We start from the raw sequence: 22378 nt of genomic DNA, 5'->3' as shown, positions 1-22378 counted from the left end.
AGCCGGCTTGCCGGCGATGGGCCGCAACGCGGCCCGCTTCCTCATCACGCTCGGCCTGCTGCTCGCCAGCCCCCTGACCCTGGCCTTCAGCCTCGACGACCTGCAAAAGCAGCTCAGCCAGCCCGCCGTGGTCAAGGGCCCGTTCATCCAGGAAAAACACCTGCGCGCCCTGCCCCAGCCGCTGCTGAGCAAGGGTCGCTTCGTTCTCGCCCGTGACCACGGCCTGCTGTGGCTGCTGGACACCCCGCTGCGCCAGGATTACCGCATCGACGCCAAAGGCATCGCCCGGCGCGACCCGAACGGTTGGCAAACCCTGCCCAGCCGCAGCGCCGGGGCCGAGCAGAACCGCCTGTTCTTCGCCGTGCTGCAGGGCGACAGCAGTGGCCTGCAACGTGATTTCGAACTGGCCCTGTCCGGCGACGCCGGGCACTGGCAACTGCGCCTGACGCCGCGCTCGCTGCTGCTCAAACAGGTGTTCAACCGCATCGACATCGCCGGCGGGCAGTATGTGGAGCGCATCGAGCTGAGCGAAACCCAGGGCGACAGCACCGTGCTGCGCATGCCGGCCAGCACCGCCGCAGCGGCCCTGAGCGACACGGAGCGCAGCGATTTTGCCGACTGAACGCCTGCTGCCGCGCCTGTTCCTCGGCTTGCTGCTGGTGATGCTGGCCATCGCCGGCTGGCAGTGGCACCGCGGCGCGCCGCTGTCGGCCGACCTGATGACCCTGGTGCCCGGCGCCACCCAGGACCCGCAGGTCTTGCGGGCCGAACAGCGCATGCAAGAGCCGCTCAACCGCGAAATTCTGGTGCTGGTAGGCCACCCCGAACGTGAACAGGCACTGGCCCTGACCGAGCGCCTGGCCACGCAATGGCAAGCCAGTGGCCTGTTTGAAAAGGTCCAGTGGAGCCTGCAGACCGACCTGTCGGCATTGCGCGCGCAACTGCTGCAAGGCCGCCTGGCCCTGCTCTCGGCGAACGACCGCGAGCAGTTGATCACCCAGCCCCAGGCCTTCATCGAACAGCGCGTGAAAAGCCTGTTCGACCCCTTCGCCGGTTTCAGCCTGGTACCCAGCCAGGACGACTGGCTGGGCCTGACCGGGCGCATCCAGAACAGCCAGCCGATGCCGGTCAACGTGCAGCTGGATACCGCCAGCGGTGCGCTGGTCGCCGAGGCCGACGGCCAGCAGTGGGTACTGCTGCGGGCACGCACCCAGGGCAACGCCTTCGACATGCACCTGCCATTGCAGGTGGCCGAGCTGCTCGCAGCCAGCCGCCTCGACGCCGACCAGCACGGTGCCCGGCTGCTGGCGGCCAGCGGCCTGCTGTACGCCGCCGCCGGCCAGCAGCAGGCCAGCCGCGAGATCACCTGGGTCGGCGGTGGCGCCACACTGGGCATCCTGCTGCTGTTGCTGTTGGCCTTCCGGCGCTGGCGCGTGCTGCTGGCCTTCGTGCCGGTGCTGGTGGGCATGCTGTTCGGCGCGGTGGTGTGCGTGGCGCTGTTCGGGCAGATGCATGTGATGACCCTGGTGCTGGGCTCGAGCCTGATCGGCGTGGCGGTGGATTACCCGCTGCACTACCTGTCCAAGAGCTGGAGCCTCAAGCCCTGGCACAGCTGGCCGGCCCTGCGCCTGACCTTGCCGGGGCTGAGCCTGAGCCTGGCGACCAGCGTCATCGGCTACCTGGCCTTGGCGTTCACGCCGTTCCCGGCGCTGACCCAGATCGCCGCGTTTTCCGCCGCCGGGCTGCTGGGCGCCTACCTCGGCGCGGTGTGCCTGCTGCCCGCGCTGCTTGCAGGCGTCGAGTTGCGCCCGGCGCAGTGGCCGCTGCGCATCGCGCAATCCCTGACCAGGCTGCGTGAACGCCTGCTGGCCAAGGTGCCGAGCGCGGTGCTGCTGATCCTGGTGCTGCTGTTCTGCGCCGCCGGCCTGTGGCGCCTGGACAGCCGCAACGACATCCGCCAGTGGGTCGCCAGCCCGCCGCAGTTGCTGCAAGAGGCCCAGGCCGTGGCGCGCATCACCGGCTATCAGCCCACCAGCCAGTTCTACCTGGTGCGCGGCAACGATCCGCAGCAACTGCTCGTACGCCTGCAGGCGCTGAGCGGCAAGCTGGGCGAACTGGTCGAGCTGGGCAAGCTCAAAGGCTACATGAGCCTCAGCCAGCTGCTCGCCAGCCCTGCGCAACAGGCCCAGCTGCAACAGGCCCTCGGCCAGTTGCCAGCACATTGGCAACCCTTGCTGGCGCTCGGCGTGCCCGAGGCCGCGCTGGCAGGCGAGCTCCAGCACCTGCAACAGCTGCCGCCGCAAAGCATCGACCAAGTGCTGGCCGGCCCGCTGGGCGAAGCCTGGCGGCCCTTGTGGCTGGGCCCGGACGGCGATGGCGTGGCCGCCATCGTCAGTCTGCAAGGCCTGGGCGACACCGCCTTGCTGCGCCTGCAGACCGACGACCTGCCCGGCGTGCAACTGGTCGACCGCCTCGGCGAGCTGAACCAGCTGTTCGCCGCCACCCAGCTCAGCGCCGCCGAACTCAAGCTGTTGTCGTGCCTGCTGATCGTGGTGCTGCTGGTGCTGCCGTTCGGCCTGCGCGGCGCCCTGCGCATCGTCGCCCTGCCGCTGCTGGCGGCACTATGCAGCCTGGCCAGCCTCGGCTGGCTGGGCCAGCCGCTGACCCTGTTCAGCCTGTTCGGCCTGCTGCTGGTGACGGCCATCAGCGTCGACTACGCCATCCTCATGCACGAGCGCATCGGCGGCGCCGCCGTGAGCCTGCTGGGCACCCTGCTGGCGGCAGTGACCACCTGGCTGTCGTTCGGCCTGCTGGCGTTGTCGAGCACCCCGGCAGTCAGCAACTTCGGCCTGGCGGTAAGCCTGGGCCTGGCTTTCAGTTTCCTGCTGGCCCCCTGGGCCGCCCCCCGCGAAGGAGCGCATCCACCGCCATGAACAGCAGCACGTCCAAGGCCTTTTTCAGCGACACCTATGTCGAGGAAACCCGTTTCGGGTTCTGGTTCCTGCGCAGCCACACCTGGCAGCACCATGTGCTGCGGGTGGCAATCAACGACCTGCGCCGGCTGTTCGACGGCAACCCGCCGGCCGCGCCGGTGCTGCTGGATGTCGGCTGCGGCCAGGGCAAGTCGTTCCGCCACCTGCACCAGGTGTTCGCCCCTTCGCGCCTGCTGGGCACCGACGCCGACCCGCACAGCCTGGCGCTCAGCGCCGCCGAGGCCGAACGCCTGGGCATCGCGGTGGAACTGCATGGCAGCGACTGCGCCGCGCTACCCTACGCCGACGCCAGCGTCGATATCCTGTTCTGCCACCAGACCTTCCACCACCTGGTGGAACAGGAAAAAGCCCTGGCCGAATTCCACCGGGTGCTCAAGCCGGGTGGCTACCTGCTGTTCGCCGAGTCCACCGAGGCGTATATCGATACCTGGGTGATCCGCTGGCTGTTCCGCCACCCGATGCATGTTCAGAAGAGTGCCGAGGGCTACCTGCAGATGCTCAGCGCCCAAGGCTTCGAGTTTGCGCCACGGCATGTCTCGTACCCGTACCTGTGGTGGAGCCGCGCCAAGGACTTCGGTCTGCTCGAACGCTTCGGGCTGCGTAACCCACCGCCGGTCGGGCAACGCGAAGAGACCTTGCTCAACGTGGTCGCGCGCAAAGCGCAGGAGACCCCATGAAAGCCTTGCTGGCCATGCTCTGCTGCCTGTTGCTCGGTGCCTGCGCCGCGCGACCGCCCTTGCCTGAGCAAGCGCCCGCGCTGGAACTGCCACGCCAGTTGCACGTCGAACGGGAGCAGGCCGGGCAACGCCAGGACTGGCTGCTGGTGATCCAGCGCGAAGACACCCGCCTGCGCTGGTCGCTGCTCGATCTGCTGGGCATCCCCCAGGCCCGCCAGTTGCTCGATGGCCAGCAGTGGCAGGCCGACGGGCTGCTACCGCCGAACCCGGCGGCGCGCGAGCTGTTCGCCGCCGTGCTGTTCGCCCTGACCCCGGCGCAGCAACTGCCACAGGCCTACCCCCAGGCCCGCCAGCAGGATGACCGACGCTGGCTCGGCGAGCGCTGGCAGGTGCGCTATCAGGGCGCCGATACCTTTACCTTGAACCTGGGCCAAGGGCTGCGTTATCACGTCAGCCCGTTGCCCGACGAGAACACTCCATGAGCGCCTATCTCAATGCCCTGGGCCTGGTCTGTGCCCTCGGCCACGACCAGGCCGATATCGCCCGCCGGCTATTTGCCGGCGACTGTTCGGGCATGCTGTCGCAAGCGGGCTGGGTGCCCGCGCGCAGCCTGCCGGTGGGCGCCGTCGCTACCCCGCTGCCCGAGCTGCCGCTGGCGGAACACCACAGCCGCAACAACCAGCTGCTGTACAGCGCCGCGCTGCAGATCGAACCGGCTATCCGTGAAGCGATCGAGCGCCACGGCGCCCATCGGCTCGGCGTGGTGCTGGGCACCAGCACCTCGGGGATCGCCGAGGCCAGCGACGGCATCGCCCACTACCTGCGCGAGCAGCGCTTTCCCGAGGGCTACCGTTACGCCCAGCAAGAGCTCAGCGCCCCGGCCAACTTCCTCGCCGACTGGCTGCAACTGAGCGGCCCGGCCTATGTGATTTCCACCGCCTGCACCTCCAGCGCCCGGGCGCTGATGAGCGCGCGCCGGCTGCTCGACCTGGGGCTGTGCGACGCGGTGCTGTGCGGCGGCGTCGACAGCCTGTGCGGCCTGACCCTCAACGGTTTCAGTGCCCTGGAGGCGGTCAGCGACACCCGCTGCAACCCGTTCTCGCGCAACCGCGCCGGCATCAACATCGGCGAAGGCGCGGCGCTGTTTCTGATGACCCGCGAGGCCAACCTGCAAGGCCCGCGTATCGCGCTGCTGGGCGCCGGCGCCAGCTCCGACGCCCACCATATCTCGGCGCCGGAGCCCACCGGCAAAGGCGCCTTGCAGGCCATGGGCAAAGCCTTGGACAATGCCGGCCTTGCGCCAGCGCAGATCGACTACCTGAACCTGCACGGCACCGCCACCGTGCACAACGACGCCATGGAGGCCCTGGCCGTGCACAGCCTGTTCGGCGCCGGCCTGCCCTGCTCGTCGAGCAAGCCCATGACCGGCCACACCCTGGGCGCTGCCGGCGCGCTGGAAGCGGCGTTCTGCTGGCTGGCCCTGAGCGGGCACAACCCGCAGGGCCTGCTGCCGCCACATGCCTGGGACGGCCAGCAGGACCCGGGATTGCCGGCCCTGGCGCTGGTCGATGGCAACCAACGGCTTGCGCTGGAGCGCCCGCGTTACCTGATGAGCAACTCGTTCGCCTTTGGCGGCAACAATGTCAGCCTGATTCTCGGAGACGCCCCATGATCCCCTGGCCCCTGGCCGAGCTGCTGCCCCATGCCGGTGACATGATCCTCATCGAGCAGATCGACAGCTGCGACGACGAGCAGATCCACACCCGCACCACGGTGCGCCCGGGCGGCCTGTTCAATCGCGCCGACGGCAGCCTGCCGGCCTGGCTGGGCCTGGAGCTGATGGCCCAGAGCGTGGCCGCCTTCGCCGGCTGCCGCGCCCGTCGCCTGGGCCTACCGGTGGAGCTGGGCTTTCTGCTCGGCACGCGCAAGTTCGAATGCGCCGTCGAGCACTTCCCCGCCGGCGCCGAACTGCTGATCCACGCGCAGCGCTCGCTGGAAGACGACAACGGCATGGGGGTGTTCGAATGCCACCTGCGCGGCCCCGGCATCCATGCCACGGCCCGCCTGAATGTATACCGCCCGCCACAGCCCGACCGCTACCTGGCCGAAACCGGCCCAGAGGAACCACAGCATGACTGACAGCATTCTCGTTACCGGCTCCAGCCGTGGCATCGGTCGGGCCGTTGCCCTGCGCCTGGCACAGGCCGGCTTCGACCTGGTGCTGCATTGTCGCAGCGGCCGTGCCGAGGCCGACGCCGTGGCCGCCGAAGTGCGCGCACTCGGCCAGCAGGCCCGGGTGCTGCAGTTCGACGTGGCCGATCGCGCCAGTTGCAAGGCGGTGCTGGAAGCCGATGTCGAAGCCCACGGCGCCTACTACGGCGTGGTGTGCAATGCCGGGCTGACCCGCGACGGCGCCTTCCCGGCGCTGACCGACGACGACTGGGACCAGGTGATGCGCACCAACCTCGACGGTTTCTACAACGTCCTGCACCCGCTGACGATGCCGATGATCCGCCGCCGCGCGCCGGGGCGTATCGTCTGCATCACCTCGGTGTCGGGGCTGATCGGCAACCGCGGCCAGGTCAACTACAGCGCCTCCAAGGCCGGCCTGATCGGTGCCGCCAAGGCCCTGGCGATCGAGCTGGGCAAGCGCCGCATCACGGTCAACTGCGTGGCCCCCGGCCTGATCGACACGGCCATGCTCGACGAAAACGTGCCGGTCGATGAACTGCTGAAGATGATCCCGGCCGGGCGTATGGGCACCCCGGAAGAAGTGGCCGGCGCGGTGAATTTTTTGATGTCGCCCGAGGCGGCCTATATCACCCGCCAGGTGCTGGCGGTCAATGGAGGGCTGTGCTGATGCGCCGCGTCGTGGTCACCGGCATGGCCGGCATTACCGCCCTGGGCAACGACTGGGAGAGCATCGCCGCGCACTTCGCCGCCGGGCGCAGCGGCATCCGCCGCATGGACGAGTGGGACCGCTACAGCGAGCTCAATACACGCCTGGCTGGGCCCATCGATGACTTCCAGGTGCCCGCGCACTGGACCCGCAAGCAACTGCGCAGCATGGGCCGGGTGTCGCGCCTGGCGGTGGCCGCGGCCGAGCGGGCGCTGGCCGACGCCGGGCTGCTCGACGACCCGAGCATCCGTGACGGGCGCATGGGCGTGGCCTGCGGTTCGTCCACCGGCAGCACCGACGAGATCAAGACCTTCGGCAACATGCTGCTCAACTCCACCTCGGAGGGGCTCAACGCCAACTCCTACGTGCGCATGATGCCGCACACCACAGCGGCCAATATCAGCATCTACTTCGGCCTGACCGGGCGCCTGATCCCCACCTCCAGCGCCTGCACCAGCGGCAGCCAGGGTGTCGGCTATGCCTATGAAGCGATCAAGTTCGGGCGCCTGCCGCTGATGCTCGCCGGCGGTGCCGAAGAGCTGTGCCCCACCGAGGCCATGGTTTTCGACGCACTCTATGCCACCAGCCTGAAGAACGACACCCCGCACCTGAGCCCACGCCCCTACGACCTCGACCGCGACGGCCTGGTGATCGGCGAGGGCGGCGGCATGCTGGTGCTCGAAGAGCTGGAGCATGCCCTGGCCCGTGGCGCGCGGATCCACGCCGAAGTGGTGGGTTTTGGCAGCAATGCCGACGGTCAGCACATCACCCGGCCCGAGCAGGCGACCATGCGCCGGGCCATGGAACTGGCGCTGGAAGACGCGGGCCTGGCGCCAGAGGCGATCGGTTATGTGAATGGCCATGGCACCGCCACCGAGCAAGGCGATATCGCCGAGACCCTGGCCACCAGCAGCCTGTTCGGGCCGCACATGCCGATCAGCTCGCAGAAGAGCTACCTGGGCCACACCCTGGGTGCCTGCGGCGCCCTGGAATCCTGGTTCAGCATCGAGATGATGAACCGCGAGCAGTACGCCCCCACGCTCAACCTCGACAAGGTCGACCCGCAGTGCGGCGAGCTCGACTACCTGCAAGGCGCCTTCCGCGCCATGAGCCACGAATACGTGATGAACAACAACTTTGCCTTCGGCGGCGTCAACACCTCGTTGATCTTCCGCCGCTGGCGCTGACACGCAAAACCACGGAGTGAAAGGAATGACTCGGATTCACCGCACCCTCGCCTTGCTGGCCATGGCCCTGATCTTCACCGGGTGCACCAGCAAGCCGGTGTACAACGCCAAGGAAGACTTCGCCAGCAGCCTGAACTTCAGCGACGACCAGATGAAACGGGCAATCGTCACCGCGCTCAACGACCGCCAGTGGGTCGTCCAGTCGGTGCGCCCGGGCATGGTCAAGGCGGCCATCACCGTGCGCGGCCGCCACCACGCCGAGGTCGATATCCCCTACAGCCCCACCGAATTCCAGATCGTCTACCGCAGCAGCTGGGGCCTGGACTACAAGGACGGCAAGATCCACGGCAACTACAACCGCTGGATCAACCGCCTGCGCGACAACGTGCTCAAGGAGCTGTCGTTCAACCCGGACATCGAGGCGGTCAACGCGCTGGGCATCGTCAACCAGGGCGTCGACGGGCCGACCTACCTGAGCTTTCGCGAGGGTGTGAAACGCGCCACCGAAGCCGGCCTGCTCGACGGCAGCGTGAAGTTCTACCTGGCCGGCGAAGCACTGCCGACCTCGGTGCGCACCCTGCGCACGGTGAGCAGCAGCCGCAAGACCAACGGCAGCAACAAGAGCGACAGCGAGGCCTGCTTCTGGGCCCTGCAATCGGCGCTGGCAACCCTGCAGCGTGCCGCCCAGGAAGCTGACGCCAACGCCGTGGTGAACATCGCCAGCGTCGACCAGCGCGACCTGTACAAGGACCCGGAGAAGTTCCAGTGCCGCGCCGGCATGCTGGTCAGCGCGGTGGCCCTGCGCGGCGAGCTGGCCCACGTCGACTGACCGGCTCAGGCGGGTGGCGTGATCCGCTGCCCGCCCAGCAGTTCGGCGAAAGCGCGCGCCATCGCCGAGCCCTCGCCGACACGCCGCACCAGCCACACGGCGGTGTCGGCGCCCTCGTCCAGCAAGGTCCTGTAGACCACCCCGTCGATGCGCATGCGCTGGAACGACGCTGGCAGTACCGACACACCCAACCCCGCCGACACCAGGCCGATGATGGTCATCGCCTCACCCGCTTCCTGGGCGAAGTGCGGGCTGAAGCCGGCCTGGCGCGCCAGGCTCAGCAGTTGCGCGTGCAGGCCGCTGCCGTAGCTGCGCGGGAAGAACACGAACGGCTCGTCGGCCAGTGCCTGCATGTACAGGCCCTGCTCGCTGCCTGCGGCCAGCGGGTGGGAGGCATTGATCACCGCCACCAACGGCTCGCGCAGCAATTCGTTGACCTCCAGCCCCTGGGGCAGGGGCATCGGCCGCATCAGGCCGACTTCGATGGCCTCGTCGAGCACCGCTTCGGCGACATCGCGGCTGCTCATTTCCTTGAGGTTCAGGTGCACCGCCGGGAACTGCTGGCGGAACGCGTGCAGCGCCTTGGGCAACTTCGAGGTGAAGGGCGCCGAGGAGGTGAAGCCGATCTTCAGCTCACCCAGCTCCCCCAGTTGCGCACGCCGGGCCACGTCGGCGGCCTTTTCCACCTGGGCCAGCACCTGGCGGGCTTCGTCGAGGAACAGCCGCCCGGCCTCGCTGAGCTCGACCCGACGGTTGGTGCGTTCGAACAGCCGCGCGCCCAGCTCCTGCTCCAGGGCCTGGATCTGCTGGCTCAGCGGTGGTTGCGAGATGCCCAGTTGCTGGGCGGCGCGGCCGAAGTGCAGCTCTTCGGCCACGGCGATGAAATAACGAAGGTGACGCAGCTCCATGATCGGCTCCGAACAGGTCGTGAAACGTCTTAAACAGGTCGAACAATATATTGGATCTAATCATTAGCCAGCTATATGATTTTTCCATCGCAACGCCCCGAGGTACCCTCCGTGAGATCCGCCGTCGCCCCCCTGCCCGTCGAACCTGAACCTGCCTTCAACGACATCTGGATCGAGAAAGGCACGCCCGCCTTCATGAAAACCGTGCTGGCGCTGTTCAGCGGCGGCTTCGCCACCTTTGCCCTGCTGTATTGCGTGCAGCCGATGATGCCGCTGCTGTCCCAGGAGTTCGCCATCAACGCGGCGCAGAGCAGCCTGGTGTTGTCGGTGTCCACCGCCATGCTGGCCATCGGGCTGCTGGTCACCGGGCCGATTTCCGACCGTATCGGGCGCAAGCCGGTGATGGTCTGCGCCTTGCTATGCGCGGCCCTGGCCACCCTGGCCAGCGCGGTGATGCCGAGCTGGGAGCTGGTGCTGGCCAGCCGCGCGCTGGTGGGCCTGGCGCTGAGTGGCCTGGCGGCGGTGGCGATGACCTACCTGAGCGAGGAGATCCACCCCCAGCACATCGGCCTGGCCATGGGCCTGTACATCGGCGGCAACGCCATCGGCGGCATGAGCGGGCGGCTGATCACCGGGGTGCTGATCGACTTCGTCAGCTGGCACACGGCGATGCTGGTGATCGGTGGCCTGGCATTGGCGGCGGCCGTGGTGTTCTGGAAGGTGCTGCCCGAGTCGCGCAACTTCCGCCCCCAGGCCATGAACCCGCGCAGCCTGCTGGACGGCTTCGTCATGCATTTCAAGGACGCCGGGCTGCCCTGGCTGTTCCTCGAAGCCTTCCTGCTGATGGGTGCCTTCGTCACCCTGTTCAACTACATCGGCTACCGCCTGCTGGCCGGGCCTTATCACATGAACCAGGCGCTGGTTGGCCTGCTCTCGGTGGTCTACCTGTCAGGGATCTACAGCTCGGCGCAGGTTGGCGCGCTGGCCGACAAGCTGGGACGGCGCAAGGTGTTCTGGGCCAGCATCCTGGTGATGGCCGGCGGCCTGCTGCTGACCCTGGCCAGCCCGCTGGCGCTGATCATCGTCGGCATGCTGGTGTTCACCTTTGGTTTCTTCGGCGCGCATTCGGTGGCCAGTAGCTGGATTGGCCGGCGAGCGCTTAAAGCCAAGGGGCAGGCGTCGTCGCTGTACCTGTTCTGCTATTACGCGGGGTCGAGCGTAGCGGGGACAGCGGGCGGGGTGTTCTGGCACCAGTGGGGCTGGAATGGCATTGGGCTGTTCATCGGCAGCCTGTTGGCAGTGGCCCTGCTGGTGGCGCTGCACTTGAGCAAGTTGGCGCCGAAATCAGCTTGAAAGCGTGGGAGCGGGCTAGCCCCGCGATGACGTCATATCAGCAAACGAAGAATGCACCTGCTGACGCCATCGCGGGGCAAGCCCGCTCCCACGCTTTGAAGCTTGAGGCTTGAGGCTTGAGGCTTGAAGCTTGAAGCTTGAAGCTTGAAGCTTGAAGCTTGAAGCTTGAAGCTTGAAGCTTCGGATCAGTTGATGATCTCGACGATATCCACATCCACTTCACGGCTCATCAGGTGCTTCTCCACCTCGCCGGTCAGCTTGACCTTGGTCTTGTCGTTGAACGGCGTCGGCGGCAGGTCTTCATCGTCGATCTCGACGGTGATGGTGCCGGTGTTGTCCTTGAACTCGTACTTGTCATCGTTGTTGATCTTCTTGGTCACAAAGCCTTGCAGCACAACCGGGGTGTCGTCGGCGGCGTCGTTGGCGGCAGCGACGGTGGTCACGGCCTGGGCGCCAGGGCCGGTGTAGCCGGCGGCCAGGGCAGCGGTGCTGAACAGCGGGGCGAGGATCAGGGGCAGGTAACGGGCTTTCATGGTGATCGGGTCCTGTTTGCGTTTTGATGGGACCAGATTACCGACGATCGCTGAATTGAAACTTAATGCAAAAAATCGCGGGGCAAGTCGGGGCGCCGAACCGCCGCTCCCACAGGTTCACTGAACACTGTGGGAGCGGGCTTGCCCCGCGATAGGCCTGACGATTACTGGTGATACTGCGCCGACAGCTCGTGTACGGCGTTGATGAACACGCCAGCGTGCTCCGGATCGACTTCAGGGGTGATGCCGTGGCCCAGGTTGAACACATGGCCGCTGCCCTTGCCGTAGCTGGCGAGGATACGCGCCACTTCGTTGCGGATGGCTTCGGGCTTGGCGTACAGCACGGTCGGGTCCATGTTGCCCTGCAGCGCCACCTTGTCACCGACGCGGCGGCGGGCGTCGCCGATCTCGCAGGTCCAATCCAGGCCCAGTGCGTCGGCACCGGCCTCGGCGATGCTTTCCAGCCACAGGCCGCCATTTTTGGTGAACAGAATGACCGGCACCTTGCGCCCTTCGTGCTCGCGGATCAGGCCGCTGACGATCTTGCGCATGTAGGCCAGGGAAAACTCCTGGTAGGCCGCCGCCGACAGGTTGCCGCCCCAGGTGTCGAAGATCTGCACGGCCTGGGCACCGGCGAGGATCTGGCCATTGAGGTAGCTGGTGACCGACTGCGCCAGCTTGTCCAGCAGCAGGTGCAGGGCTTGCGGGTTGTCATAGGCCATGGCCTTGGTCTTGCGGAAGTCTTTCGACGAGCCGCCTTCGACCATGTAGGTGGCCAGGGTCCAGGGGCTGCCGGAGAAGCCGATCAGCGGTACACGGCCGTTGAGCTCGCGACGGATGGTGCTGACCGCGTCCATCACGTAGCCCAGGTCTTTCTGTGGGTCGGGGATCGGCAGCGCCTCGATGTCGGCTGGGGTGCTGATGACCTTCTTGAAACGCGGGCCTTCTCCGGTTTCGAAGTACAGACCCAGGCCCATGGCATCGGGGATGGTGAGGATGTCCGAGAACAGGATCGCCGCGTCCAGCGGGTAGCGGTCCAGCGGCTGCAGGGTCACCTCGCAGGCGAACTGCGGGTTCATGCACAGGCTCATGAAGTCGCCGGCTTTGGCGCGGCTGGCGCGGTACTCCGGCAGGTAGCGGCCGGCCTGGCGCATCATCCACACCGGGGTGACGTCTACGGGTTGCTTGAGCAGTGCACGCAGGAAACGATCGTTCTTCAGGGCAGTCATGTCGGCATCCGGAAAAAAAGTGCGGGCATTTTCTCAGACGCCGACGTAAAAGGCACGGCCATGGTCATGCGTTTTGTCTATCAGGTGCCATGGATCAAGGCTTTTTGTATACAAAACCGAGGCAACAACGCTGCCTCGGCGTCCGTCCGACAGAGCCGCTATTACGCCTCGCTCTTCTCGAAGGCATACCCCAGGGAGAGCAGCGCCTGGTCGCTCCAACGCGAGCCGCTGAAGTGCAGGCCTTTGAGCATGCCGGTATCGTCCACCCCTGCCGGCACCGTCAGGCCGGGGTAGCCCGCCTGGGCACCATAACCGACCAGTCGCCCCATGGGCAGGTCGACCAAGGCGGTCAGTTCATGTTCGGCCAACGCATCGTCGATCAGTGCTTGGCTCTGGCCGCGCAGCAGCCCGGCAAGGCTGGTGTAGAGTTCCTCGTCGAACTCCAGCGCCTCGGCCCCGACCAACAGGGCCTGGCCATATTCCTCGGGCACGGGATTGGCCTCGTTGAATGCAATCACATCGGCCAGCGTGTTGACCCCAATGCCCGTACGGCTGCCAAGGTACTGGGCCAGTTCACGTTTGAAGTCGAATCTCAACACCGCCATCTGGGCCTGGAACAGATCGGGGAACTCGAAGTCGATCGGTATCAGCGTTGCGCCGGCGTTCTCCAACCTTGGCGCAAGGGCGGCGAACACAGGGTCCTCGAGCATCGGCGTGCCAGACGGGGTCTTCAACGGGTAACCCAGCCTGGCGCCATCCAGGGCCGTGGCATCCAGGCCGCCTGCATAGTCGATCATTTCGGTGGGCGCCCCTTCCGGCGCGGGTATCGGCATGTCCAGGCCAAACATCGCATCGAGCAGGGCCGCCGCATCGGTTACCGTCCGCGCCATGGGCCCCGGGGTATCCTGCCTGCTGGTCAAAGGCACCAGGCCGGACGCACTGAGCAGGCCCAAGGTGGGGCGCAGCCCCACCACCTGATTGAAGAATGCAGGCCCTACCAGCGAGCCATTGGTTTCAGTGCCCACGGCCGCCGCCACGAAGCCGGCACTGACCGCGACCGCGGAGCCTGCGCTGGAACCGAAGACGGACAATTCCTCGCCCAACGCGCTCTGCGTCTGGCCACCACGACCGCTCCAACCCATTGGGGTCGTCCAGTCGCGAAAGCCCATCCACTCGGAGGTATTGGCCTTGCCCAGAATGATCGCACCCGCAGCGCGCAGGCGCTGGACCAGGTAGGCGTCGGCGGGGGCCGGCTCACCCACCAGTGCCAGCGAGCCAGCGCTGGTCTGCATGCTGTCGCCGCTGTCGATGTTGTCCTTGATCAGTACGGGAATGCCGTGCAGGCGGCCACGCGACTTGCCGCCGGCACGCTCGGCATCGAGGGTTTCGGCGATGGTGAGGGCATCGGGGTTGGTTTCGATGACTGCCCGCAATTGCGGGCCTTGCCCATTGAGGGCGGCGATACGCGCGAGTGCACGCCTCACCAGATCGGCAGAACTCACCTCGCCCTCGGCCAGCAGGGCCTGAAGCTCGGCGATGGTGGCGAAATCCTTACTGTCCGGCTCGATGATCGAGCCGAAGATCGGACCGTCGAAATTGCCCTGCGCCACGCTGTTGGGAGGGAAATAATTGCCTATTACAGAAATTGGCGGCTTTTGAAGCAGATTATTCATACATCAGATTCCTTGACTGGATGTTAGCTCTTTGTTGAGCACCTCCAGTCTCGGAATCATTGGGCAGTGGAACTAGCCCGACAATTCGTCGGGCTAGGTAGGATCCGTCCTACTTTGAGGCGCCCAATTACACACCCAGGTAATCGAGGATTCCTTCAGCCGCTGTGCGCCCTTCGAAGATCGCCGTTACCACCAGGTCCGACCCACGCACCATGTCGCCACCGGCGAACACTTTCGGGTTGCTGGTCTGGTGCTTGAACTTGCCCTTCTCCGGTGCCACCACGCGGCCCTGGCTGTCCATCTGGATGCCATGCTGCTCGAACCACGGTGCCGGGCTCGGGCGGAAGCCGAAGGCGATCACCACGGCGTCGGCCGGCAGGATCTCCTCGGAGCCGGGGATCGGCTCGGGGCTGCGGCGGCCACGGGCGTCCGGCTCGCCGAGACGGGTCTCGACCACCTTCACGCCTTCGACCTTGTCTTCGCCGACGATGGCGATGGGCTGGCGGTTATAGAGGAACTTCACGCCTTCTTCCTTGGCGTTCTTCACCTCTTTGCGCGAACCCGGCATGTTGGCTTCGTCACGGCGATAAGCACAGGTCACCGCCTTGGCGCCCTGGCGGATCGAGGTGCGGTTGCAGTCCATCGCGGTGTCGCCACCGCCCAGTACCACGACCTTCTTGCCCTGCATGTCGACGAAATCTTCCGGCGACTTTTCAAAGCCCAGGTTGCGGTTGACGTTGGCGATCAGGAAGTCCAGTGCGTCATGCACGCCTGGCAGGTCCTCGCCGGGGAAGCCGCCCTTCATGTAGGTGTAGGTGCCCATGCCCATGAATACGGCGTCGTACTCGGCGAGCAGCTGCTCCATGCTGACGTCCTTGCCCACCTCGGTGTTCAGGCGGAACTCGATGCCCATGCCGGTGAAGACTTCGCGGCGGTTGCTGAGCACGGTCTTTTCCAGCTTGAACTCGGGGATGCCGAAGGTCAGCAGGCCACCGATCTCGGGGTTCTTGTCGAACACCACCGGGGTCACGCCGGCACGTACCAGCACGTCGGCACAGCCCAGGCCAGCGGGGCCGGCGCCGATGATGGCGACGCGCTTGCCGGTGGGTTTGACCTTGGACATGTCCGGCCGCCAGCCCATGGCGAAGGCGGTGTCGGTGATGTACTTCTCCACCGAACCGATGGTCACCGCGCCGAAACCGTCGTTGAGGGTGCAGGCACCTTCGCACAGGCGGTCTTGCGGGCACACACGGCCGCACACTTCCGGCAGGGTGTTGGTCTGGTGCGACAGTTCAGCGGCGGCGAGGATGTTGCCTTCGGCGACCAGCTTCAGCCAGTTGGGAATGAAGTTGTGGACCGGGCACTTCCACTCGCAATACGGGTTGCCGCAGCCCAGGCAGCGGTGTGCCTGCTCCACGGACTGCGCGGGCTTGAAGGGTTCGTAGATTTCCACGAACTCCTTCTTGCGCTGGCGCAGCAGTTTCTTCTTCGGGTCCTTACGACCCACTTCGATGAACTGGAAGTCGTTGCTCAGACGTTCAGCCATTTTTCAAAACCTCTCAACAGCAGCTGCAAGCTACAAGCTGCAAGCCGCAAGACGATCACTTAAGCCGGGCAAACCTCTAGCTGCCTTTACTTGCAACTTGAGGCTTGCCACTTGCAGCTGCTTTTACTGCGGGTTGGCGCGGGTGCTGGACAGCAGTTGCTTGAGCGTGGCCGCCTTCGGCTTGACCAGCCAGAAGCGCCGCACGTAGTCGTCCAGGTTCTCCGAGAGCTCGCGCCCCCACTCGCTGCCGGTCTCTTCCACGTACTCGCCCAGGACCCGCGCCAAGTGGCTGCGGTAGGCCTCCATCGCCTCACCACTGATGCGCTGGATTTCCACCAGCTCGTGGTTGAGTTTGTCGACGAAGCTGTTGTCCATGTCGAGCACGTAGGCGAAGCCGCCGGTCATGCCAGAGCCGAAGTTGTAACCGGTCTTGCCCAGGACGCAGACAAAGCCACCGGTCATGTATTCACAGCAGTGATCGCCGGTGCCCTCGACCACAGCGTGGGCGCCGGAGTTACGCACAGCGAAGCGCTCGCCCGCGGTGCCGGCGGCGAACAGCTTGCCGCCCGTGGCGCCGTACAGGCAGGTGTTGCCGACAATGGCGCTGTGCTGGGTTTCGAACGGGCTGCCGGCCGGTGGCACGATGGTCACCTTGCCGCCGGTCATGCCCTTGCCGACGTAATCGTTGGCGTCGCCTTCCAGGTGCAGGTTCAGGCCCCCGGCGTTCCACACGCCGAAGCTCTGGCCCGCGGTGCCCTTGAAGCGGAAGGTGATCGGCGCACCGGCCATGCCCTGGTTGCCGTGCAGCTTGGCGATTTCGCCAGAGATGCGCGCACCGATGGAGCGGTCGCAGTTGCAGATGTCGAGGCTGAACTCGCCACCGGCCAGGTCGCGAATCGCCGGCATGGCCATGGCCACCATCTTCTCGGCCAGCTCGCCCTGGTCAAACGGCGGGTTCTTGTCGACTTCGCAGAACTGCGGCTTGTCGGCCGGAATGTGCGAGCTGCCCAGCAGCGGCGACAGGTCGAGGTGGCCCTGGCGCTCGGTGTCGCCCGGCAGCACGTCGAGCAGGTCGGTACGGCCGATCAGCTCGCCCAGGCTGCGCACGCCCAGCTTGGCCAGCCACTCACGGGTCTCTTCGGCGACGAAGGTGAAGAAGTTGATCACCATGTCGACGGTGCCGATGTAGTGGTCCTTGCGCAGCTTGTCGTTCTGGGTGGCCACGCCGGTGGCGCAGTTGTTCAGGTGGCAGATGCGCAGGTACTTGCAGCCCAGGGCGATCATCGGCGCGGTGCCGAAGCCGAAGCTCTCGGCGCCGAGGATTGCGGCCTTGATCACGTCCAGGCCGGTTTTCAAGCCGCCGTCGGTCTGTACCCGCACCTTGCCGCGCAGGTCGTTGCCGCGCAGGGTCTGGTGGGTTTCGGCCAGGCCCAGTTCCCACGGGGCGCCGGCATACTTGATCGAAGTCAGCGGCGAAGCGCCGGTACCACCGTCGTAGCCGGAGATGGTAATCAGGTCGGCATAGGCCTTGGCCACGCCGGCGGCGATGGTGCCCACGCCGGCTTCGGCGACCAGCTTGACCGAGACCAGGGCCTGCGGGTTGACCTGCTTGAGGTCGTAGATCAGCTGGGCCAGGTCTTCGATCGAGTAGATATCGTGGTGCGGCGGTGGCGAGATCAGGGTCACGCCCGGTACCGCATAGCGCAGCTTGGCGATCAGGCCGTTGACCTTGCCGCCGGGCAGCTGGCCGCCCTCGCCAGGCTTGGCGCCCTGGGCCACCTTGATCTGCAGCACTTCGGCGTTGACCAGGTATTCCGGGGTCACGCCAAAGCGGCCGGTGGCCACCTGCTTGATCTTCGAGCTCTTGATGGTGCCGTAGCGGGCCGGGTCTTCGCCGCCCTCACCGGAGTTGGAGCGCGCACCCAGGCGGTTCATGGCCTCGGCCAGGGCTTCGTGAGCCTCTGGCGACAGCGCGCCCAGGGAGATGCCGGCGGAGTCGAAGCGCTTGAGGATGGCCTCCAGCGGCTCGACTTCATCCAGTGCCAGGGCCTGGTCGGCCACCTTCACTTTCAGCAGGTCGCGGATCATCGACACCGGGCGCTGGTCGACCAGCGTGGTGTATTCCTTGAACTTGGCATAGTCGCCCTGCTGCACGGCGGCCTGCAGGGTGTTGACCACGTCCGGGTTGTAGGCGTGGTACTCGCCACCGTGGACGAACTTGAGCAGGCCACCTTGCTGGATCGGCTTGCGCGCGCTCCAGGCTTCGGCGGCGAGCAGCTTCTGGTCGCTCTCCAGGTCTTCGAAACGCGCACCCTTGATGCGGCTCGACACGCCTTTGAAGCTCAGGCCGACCACTTCCTCGGACAGGCCGATGGCTTCGAAAAGCTGGGCGCCACGGTACGAGGTGATGGTCGAGATACCCATCTTCGACAGGATCTTCAGCAGGCCCTTGGAGATGCCTTTGCGGTAGTACTTGAACACTTCGTCCAGATCGCCCAGCACTTCGCCGGTGCGAATCAGGTCGGCCAGCACTTCGTAGGCCAGGTACGGGTACACGGCCGAGGCACCGAAGCCCAGCAGCACGGCGAAGTGGTGCGGGTCGCGGGCGGTGGCGGTCTCGACCAGGATGTTGCTGTCGCAGCGCAGGCCCTGTTCGGTCAGGCGGTGGTGCACCGCACCGACGGCCAGCGAAGCGTGCACCGGCAGCTTGCCCGGAGCGATGTAGCGGTCGCTGAGCACCAGCTGGGTCTTGCCGCTGCGCACCGCTTCTTCGGCCTGGTCGGCGATGTTGCGGATGGCCGCTTCCAGGCCGACGCTCTCTGCATAGTTGAGGTCGATCAACTGGCGGTCAAAGCCTTCGCGCTCCAGGTTCATCAGCGAACGCCACTTGGCGGGCGAGATGACCGGCGAGCTGAGGATCACCCGCGAGGCGTGCTCGGGGGACTCCTGGAAGATGTTGCGCTCGGCACCCAGGCAGATTTCCAGGGACATGACGATCGCTTCGCGCAGCGGGTCGATCGGCGGGTTGGTCACCTGGGCGAACTGCTGGCGGAAGAAGTCGTACGGCGAACGCACGCGCTGCGACAGCACGGCCATCGGCGTGTCGTCGCCCATCGAGCCGACCGCTTCCTGGCCCTGCTCGCCGAGCGGGCGCAGCACCTGGTCACGCTCCTCGAAGGTGACCTGGAACATCTTCATGTATTGCTTGAGCTGGTCGGCGTCGTAGCTGGCCGCGCCCTGGTCGTCGGTCAGCGTCGCCTGGATGCGCGTAGCGTGCTGACGCAGCCAGCGCTTGTACGGGTGGCGCGACTTCAGGCGGTTGTCGATGGCGTCGGTGTCGAGGATCTGGCCGGTTTCGGTGTCGACGGCCAGGATCTGGCCCGGGCCGACACGGCCCTTGGCCAGGACTTCCTCAGGCTGGTAGCCCCATACGCCGATTTCCGAGGCGATGGTGATGTAGCCGTTGGTGGTGGTCACCCAACGCGCCGGGCGCAGGCCGTTGCGGTCGAGCAGGCACACCGCGTGGCGGCCTTCGGTCATCACGATACCGGCCGGGCCATCCCACGGCTCCATGTGCATGGAGTTGTACTCGTAGAAGGCGCGCAGGTCGGCGTCCATGGTCTCGACGTTCTGCCAGGCTGGCGGTACCAGCATGCGCACGCCGCGGAACAGGTCGATGCCGCCGGTGACCATCAGCTCGAGCATGTTGTCCATGCTCGAGGAGTCGGAACCGACGCGGTTGACCAGCGGGCCGAGCTCTTCGAGGTCTGGGATCAGGTCGTTGGCGAACTTGGTGCGACGGGCCATGGCCCAGTTGCGGTTGCCGGTGATGGTGTTGATCTCGCCGTTGTGGGCGAGGAAGCGGAAAGGCTGCGCCAGCGGCCACTTCGGCAGGGTGTTGGTGGAGAAGCGCTGGTGGAACACGCAGATCGCGGTTTGCAGGCGCTCGTCACCCAGGTCTGGATAGAAGGCCGCGAGATCGCGCGGCATCATCAGGCCTTTGTAGATGATGGTCTTGTGCGAAAAGCTGCAGATGTAATGGTCGGCGTCGTGGGCGTTGGCCACGGACGAACGGCGACGGGCACTGAACAGCTTGATGGCGAATTCCTGATCGCTCAGGCCTTCACCGCCGATGAACACCTGCTCGATCTGCGGCAGGCGCTCCAGGGCCAGGCGGCCGAGCACGCTGGTGTCGATCGGCACTTTGCGCCAGCCGACCAGGGTAAGGCCGGCATTGACGATTTCGCGGTCCATGTTGGCGCGTGCGGCTTGGGCTTTGACCGGGTCCTGGTTGAAGAACACCATGCCGACGGCGTACTGCTTGGGCAGCTCGACGGCAAAGTGTTCCTGGGCCACGGCACGCAGGAATTGATCGGGCTTCTGCATGAGCAGACCGCAACCGTCGCCGGTCTTGCCGTCGGCGTTGATGCCGCCGCGGTGGGTCATGCAGGTCAGCGCCTGCATGGCGGTTTGCAGAAGGTGGTGACTCGGCTGCCCCGTCATATGGGCGATCAGGCCGAAACCACAGTTGTCCTTGAATTCTTCGGGATGGTACAGACCTGTTTTCATAGACACTTTCTCACCAGGTTCACCTCTCAACCGGAGGCAAATCTCTTTTTTAACAACCACTTACCATCCACGCCGATCAAACGCCAGCTTTTTTGCGGTGGTCATGGAAAACCATTGTTGCACAGCGACAGCGATGCTCACAAATTTTCATGTCTCACCATTGAAAATTTATGTCGCAATTTTGAATGTTTTTGCGCCATGCGCCGTGGTAGCGGCTTGGCTCGAGTCTGAAGCGTTTCAGCCATGACTGCAACACGGGGCTTGTGGCCGGCAGTCTGGGACAGAAAAGCCTGCCGCACTTGATGTGCAGCAGGCTAGTCGAAAGCTAGAAGTCGCTCAGCAACTGGGCGGCGGGGGTGATGCCGCCCGGAAGGTGTCAGCGGGCCGTGGCCAGCTCTTGTTGGACGCTGCCGACGGTACGTGGCCAAGGTTTACCAGCCTGGACCTTGGCTGGCAAGTTCTTGATTGCCGCAGCGGCGGCGTCACGGCTGGAGAAGTTGCCGTAGGTGACCACATACAGGGGTTTGCCCTGCAGGTTTTTCTTGAAGTAGCGATAGTCGCCACCCTGCTCTTTGACGAACGACTGGGCCGACGCCTCGGAGCTGGTGCCGAAGATCTGCACCACATAGTTGCCGGCTTTCTGGCCGGCATACCAGCTGCTGCCACCGGCGCCACCGGCTGCCGGTTTCTCGACAGGCTTGGCTGCAGGCTTGGCGCTGGCGACCTGGGTCGGGGCCGGTGCTGGCTTAGCCGGTGCAACCGGTTTTGGCGCCTGGGTTGCGACTGGCTTTTGCACAGGCGCAACCGGCTGGACCGGCTGTGCAGGTGCCGGTGCTGGCCCGGCAGTAGCGCCTTGCGGCGGGGCAATAGTGGTGACAGTCGGCGGTACCGCTGCGGAAGGCGCAGCAGGCTGCAGCGCGGTGTTGCCGGCAGGCGCGGCTTCTTCGCCGTCACCCATGCCGGCGGCCTGGGCCAATGGCTCGCGCATGACCGGCTGCGACTGGCCGACCAGCGGCAGCGGCATTGGCTGCGAGGAACCGGCGAATTCGATGGCCGGCGCGCCATTGCCGCCTTGCCCCAGCGGCAACTGAGCCTGGGCGCTCGGCGCCTCGGTCGGGGCCTTGTCGCTCTTCTTCGGCATCAGGACCGCCGCACCAACGGCGACCACGACCACAGCGGACAGCGCAAGCACGTGTTTCTTAGGCATTTTGAACCCCATGGTTGGTCGCTTCACCGTGGTACGGCTGGCGATCATGGCTTCGATCAAGGTATCGCGGGCAACCTGGTTGATGGTCCCAGGCCACCCATCGGCATTTTCGTGGATGTCGGCGATCTGCTCGCGGGTGAACACGTCGATACCCCGGCCGGCACCGTCCAGGCGCTGCTCCAGGTACTCGCGGGTTTCTTCCTCGCTGTAGGGTGCCAGCTCGATGATGTGGAAACGCTCCTCATCGATACTGAGCTCATCCAGCCCGGCGATCAGTGAAGGTTCGCCGAACAGGAACACATGCGGACGCCCTTCGGCAACACCCGCCGCCAACTCCAGCAAGGCTTGGAGTGCCGACTCGTCGAGTTGTTCCGCATCGTCCACCAGCAGATAGACTTCCTGGCCGGTCAGCGCCAGTTGCACCACCTGCGACAGGATTGCCTGCACTTCAGGCTGCGCCACGTTGAGCGACTGGGCTACCTGGCCGAGCACGCTGGCGGCGTCGGAGGCACCGCGGGCGGACACCACCACGCTTTGCACCGACTGCTTGTTGGTGCTGGCCACCAGCGCCTGGCGCAGCAAGGTCTTGCCGCTGCCCACGGGGCCCGTAACCACCAGCATCAACTGGCTGTAACGCGCCAGGTGGTGCAGTTGGCCCAGCACCGGTTTGCGCTGGGCGGGGAAGAACTTGAAACCGGGCACACGGGGTGCGAACGGATCGTGGCTCAACTGGTAATGATCGAGGAACGCCTCATCGGCATGCAGACTGGTCATT

Annotated in this window: 17 protein-coding genes; 10 read left to right on the top strand and 7 right to left on the bottom strand. The window is 65.8% G+C overall.

Annotated elements, in window-relative coordinates:
- Nucleotides 1–16 precede the first annotated feature (16 nt).
- The 9 genes from RTH46_RS10920 to RTH46_RS10880 are packed head-to-tail and all read left to right on the top strand — an operon-like array spanning nt 17 to nt 8585.
- The gene (locus RTH46_RS10920) at nt 17–622 is read left to right on the top strand and encodes an outer membrane lipoprotein carrier protein LolA (RefSeq protein ID WP_153788053.1); all 606 of its coding nucleotides are present in this window, start codon (nt 17–19) and stop codon (nt 620–622) included.
- Nucleotides 612–2933: a hypothetical protein gene (locus RTH46_RS10915; protein WP_316905681.1), complete on the top strand. Its 2322-nt coding sequence runs from the start codon at nt 612–614 to the stop codon at nt 2931–2933. The genes RTH46_RS10920 and RTH46_RS10915 overlap by 11 nt, the downstream gene beginning before the upstream one ends.
- Nucleotides 2930–3670, top strand: coding sequence for a class I SAM-dependent methyltransferase (locus tag RTH46_RS10910; protein WP_316905680.1), 741 nt, complete (start codon nt 2930–2932; stop codon nt 3668–3670). The genes RTH46_RS10915 and RTH46_RS10910 overlap by 4 nt, the downstream gene beginning before the upstream one ends.
- Nucleotides 3667–4152 (top strand): DUF3261 domain-containing protein, encoded by a 486-nt coding sequence (locus RTH46_RS10905; protein WP_153788036.1) that lies wholly within the window; start codon nt 3667–3669, stop codon nt 4150–4152. The genes RTH46_RS10910 and RTH46_RS10905 overlap by 4 nt, the downstream gene beginning before the upstream one ends.
- Nucleotides 4149–5342 (top strand): beta-ketoacyl-[acyl-carrier-protein] synthase family protein, encoded by a 1194-nt coding sequence (locus RTH46_RS10900; protein ID WP_316905679.1) that lies wholly within the window; start codon nt 4149–4151, stop codon nt 5340–5342. The genes RTH46_RS10905 and RTH46_RS10900 overlap by 4 nt, the downstream gene beginning before the upstream one ends.
- A complete protein-coding gene (locus RTH46_RS10895; protein WP_153788038.1) occupies nt 5339–5809 on the top strand; it encodes a hotdog family protein in 471 nt (156 codons plus the stop codon). The genes RTH46_RS10900 and RTH46_RS10895 overlap by 4 nt, the downstream gene beginning before the upstream one ends.
- Nucleotides 5802–6530: a 3-oxoacyl-ACP reductase FabG gene (gene fabG, locus RTH46_RS10890; protein WP_153788039.1), complete on the top strand. Its 729-nt coding sequence runs from the start codon at nt 5802–5804 to the stop codon at nt 6528–6530. Before RTH46_RS10895 ends, fabG begins: the two co-directional genes overlap by 8 nt.
- Entirely contained in the window at nt 6530–7756 is a 1227-nt protein-coding gene (locus RTH46_RS10885; protein WP_316905678.1) for a beta-ketoacyl-ACP synthase, read from the top strand. The genes fabG and RTH46_RS10885 overlap by 1 nt, the downstream gene beginning before the upstream one ends.
- Nucleotides 7757–7781: 25 nt before the next feature.
- The gene (locus tag RTH46_RS10880) at nt 7782–8585 is read left to right on the top strand and encodes a hypothetical protein (RefSeq protein WP_153788041.1); all 804 of its coding nucleotides are present in this window, start codon (nt 7782–7784) and stop codon (nt 8583–8585) included.
- Nucleotides 8586–8590: 5 nt separating this feature from the next.
- On the opposite strand, the gene RTH46_RS10875 is transcribed toward RTH46_RS10880, so the two are convergent.
- A complete protein-coding gene (locus RTH46_RS10875) occupies nt 8591–9493 on the bottom strand; it encodes a LysR family transcriptional regulator (protein ID WP_316905677.1) in 903 nt (300 codons plus the stop codon).
- Between the two features lie 111 nt (nt 9494–9604).
- Between RTH46_RS10875 and RTH46_RS10870 the strand changes: the two genes are divergently transcribed.
- Nucleotides 9605–10846: an MFS transporter gene (locus RTH46_RS10870; RefSeq protein ID WP_153788043.1), complete on the top strand. Its 1242-nt coding sequence runs from the start codon at nt 9605–9607 to the stop codon at nt 10844–10846.
- Between the two features lie 185 nt (nt 10847–11031).
- Here RTH46_RS10870 and RTH46_RS10865 read toward each other — a convergent pair whose 3' ends face one another.
- From RTH46_RS10865 to RTH46_RS10840, 6 genes are all read right to left on the bottom strand, one after another.
- Nucleotides 11032–11379: a YgiW/YdeI family stress tolerance OB fold protein gene (locus RTH46_RS10865; RefSeq protein ID WP_028689103.1), complete on the bottom strand. Its 348-nt coding sequence runs from the start codon at nt 11377–11379 to the stop codon at nt 11032–11034.
- Between the two features lie 164 nt (nt 11380–11543).
- Complete coding sequence (gene hemE, locus RTH46_RS10860; protein WP_153788044.1) at nt 11544–12608, bottom strand: uroporphyrinogen decarboxylase; 1065 nt, start codon at nt 12606–12608, stop codon at nt 11544–11546.
- A gap of 161 nt (nt 12609–12769) precedes the next feature.
- A complete protein-coding gene (locus tag RTH46_RS10855; protein WP_153788045.1) occupies nt 12770–14281 on the bottom strand; it encodes an amidase family protein in 1512 nt (503 codons plus the stop codon).
- Nucleotides 14282–14408: 127 nt separating this feature from the next.
- On the bottom strand, nt 14409–15827 hold the full coding sequence (locus tag RTH46_RS10850; protein WP_153788046.1) for an FAD-dependent oxidoreductase: 1419 nt from the start codon (nt 15825–15827) through the stop codon (nt 14409–14411).
- 123 nt (nt 15828–15950) lie between these two features.
- Nucleotides 15951–20396, bottom strand: coding sequence for a glutamate synthase large subunit (gltB, locus tag RTH46_RS10845; RefSeq protein WP_316905676.1), 4446 nt, complete (start codon nt 20394–20396; stop codon nt 15951–15953).
- A gap of 376 nt (nt 20397–20772) precedes the next feature.
- Nucleotides 20773–22377 (bottom strand): AAA family ATPase, encoded by a 1605-nt coding sequence (locus tag RTH46_RS10840; RefSeq protein ID WP_316905675.1) that lies wholly within the window; start codon nt 22375–22377, stop codon nt 20773–20775.
- Nucleotide 22378: the final 1 nt, after the last annotated feature.

It is taken from the genome of Pseudomonas sp. zfem004 (assembly GCF_032621715.1).
GTDB lineage: Bacteria > Pseudomonadota > Gammaproteobacteria > Pseudomonadales > Pseudomonadaceae > Aquipseudomonas > Aquipseudomonas sichuanensis.
The sequence above is the reverse complement of the archived record's forward strand: the minus strand, read 5'-3'. Positions and strand labels throughout refer to the sequence as shown.

Coding starts and splice junctions, on each gene's coding strand:
- RTH46_RS10920 (WP_153788053.1), top strand. CDS start 17: ATGGGCCGCAACGCGGCCCGCTTCCTCATCACGCTCGGCCTGCTGCTC.
- RTH46_RS10910 (WP_316905680.1), top strand. CDS start 2,930: ATGAACAGCAGCACGTCCAAGGCCTTTTTCAGCGACACCTATGTCGAG.
- RTH46_RS10905 (WP_153788036.1), top strand. CDS start 3,667: ATGAAAGCCTTGCTGGCCATGCTCTGCTGCCTGTTGCTCGGTGCCTGC.
- RTH46_RS10900 (WP_316905679.1), top strand. CDS start 4,149: ATGAGCGCCTATCTCAATGCCCTGGGCCTGGTCTGTGCCCTCGGCCAC.
- RTH46_RS10895 (WP_153788038.1), top strand. CDS start 5,339: ATGATCCCCTGGCCCCTGGCCGAGCTGCTGCCCCATGCCGGTGACATG.
- fabG (WP_153788039.1), top strand. CDS start 5,802: ATGACTGACAGCATTCTCGTTACCGGCTCCAGCCGTGGCATCGGTCGG.
- RTH46_RS10885 (WP_316905678.1), top strand. CDS start 6,530: ATGCGCCGCGTCGTGGTCACCGGCATGGCCGGCATTACCGCCCTGGGC.
- RTH46_RS10880 (WP_153788041.1), top strand. CDS start 7,782: ATGACTCGGATTCACCGCACCCTCGCCTTGCTGGCCATGGCCCTGATC.
- RTH46_RS10875 (WP_316905677.1), bottom strand. CDS start 9,493: ATGGAGCTGCGTCACCTTCGTTATTTCATCGCCGTGGCCGAAGAGCTG.
- RTH46_RS10865 (WP_028689103.1), bottom strand. CDS start 11,379: ATGAAAGCCCGTTACCTGCCCCTGATCCTCGCCCCGCTGTTCAGCACC.
- hemE (WP_153788044.1), bottom strand. CDS start 12,608: ATGACTGCCCTGAAGAACGATCGTTTCCTGCGTGCACTGCTCAAGCAA.
- RTH46_RS10855 (WP_153788045.1), bottom strand. CDS start 14,281: ATGAATAATCTGCTTCAAAAGCCGCCAATTTCTGTAATAGGCAATTAT.
- RTH46_RS10850 (WP_153788046.1), bottom strand. CDS start 15,827: ATGGCTGAACGTCTGAGCAACGACTTCCAGTTCATCGAAGTGGGTCGT.
- gltB (WP_316905676.1), bottom strand. CDS start 20,396: ATGAAAACAGGTCTGTACCATCCCGAAGAATTCAAGGACAACTGTGGT.
- RTH46_RS10840 (WP_316905675.1), bottom strand. CDS start 22,377: ATGACCAGTCTGCATGCCGATGAGGCGTTCCTCGATCATTACCAGTTG.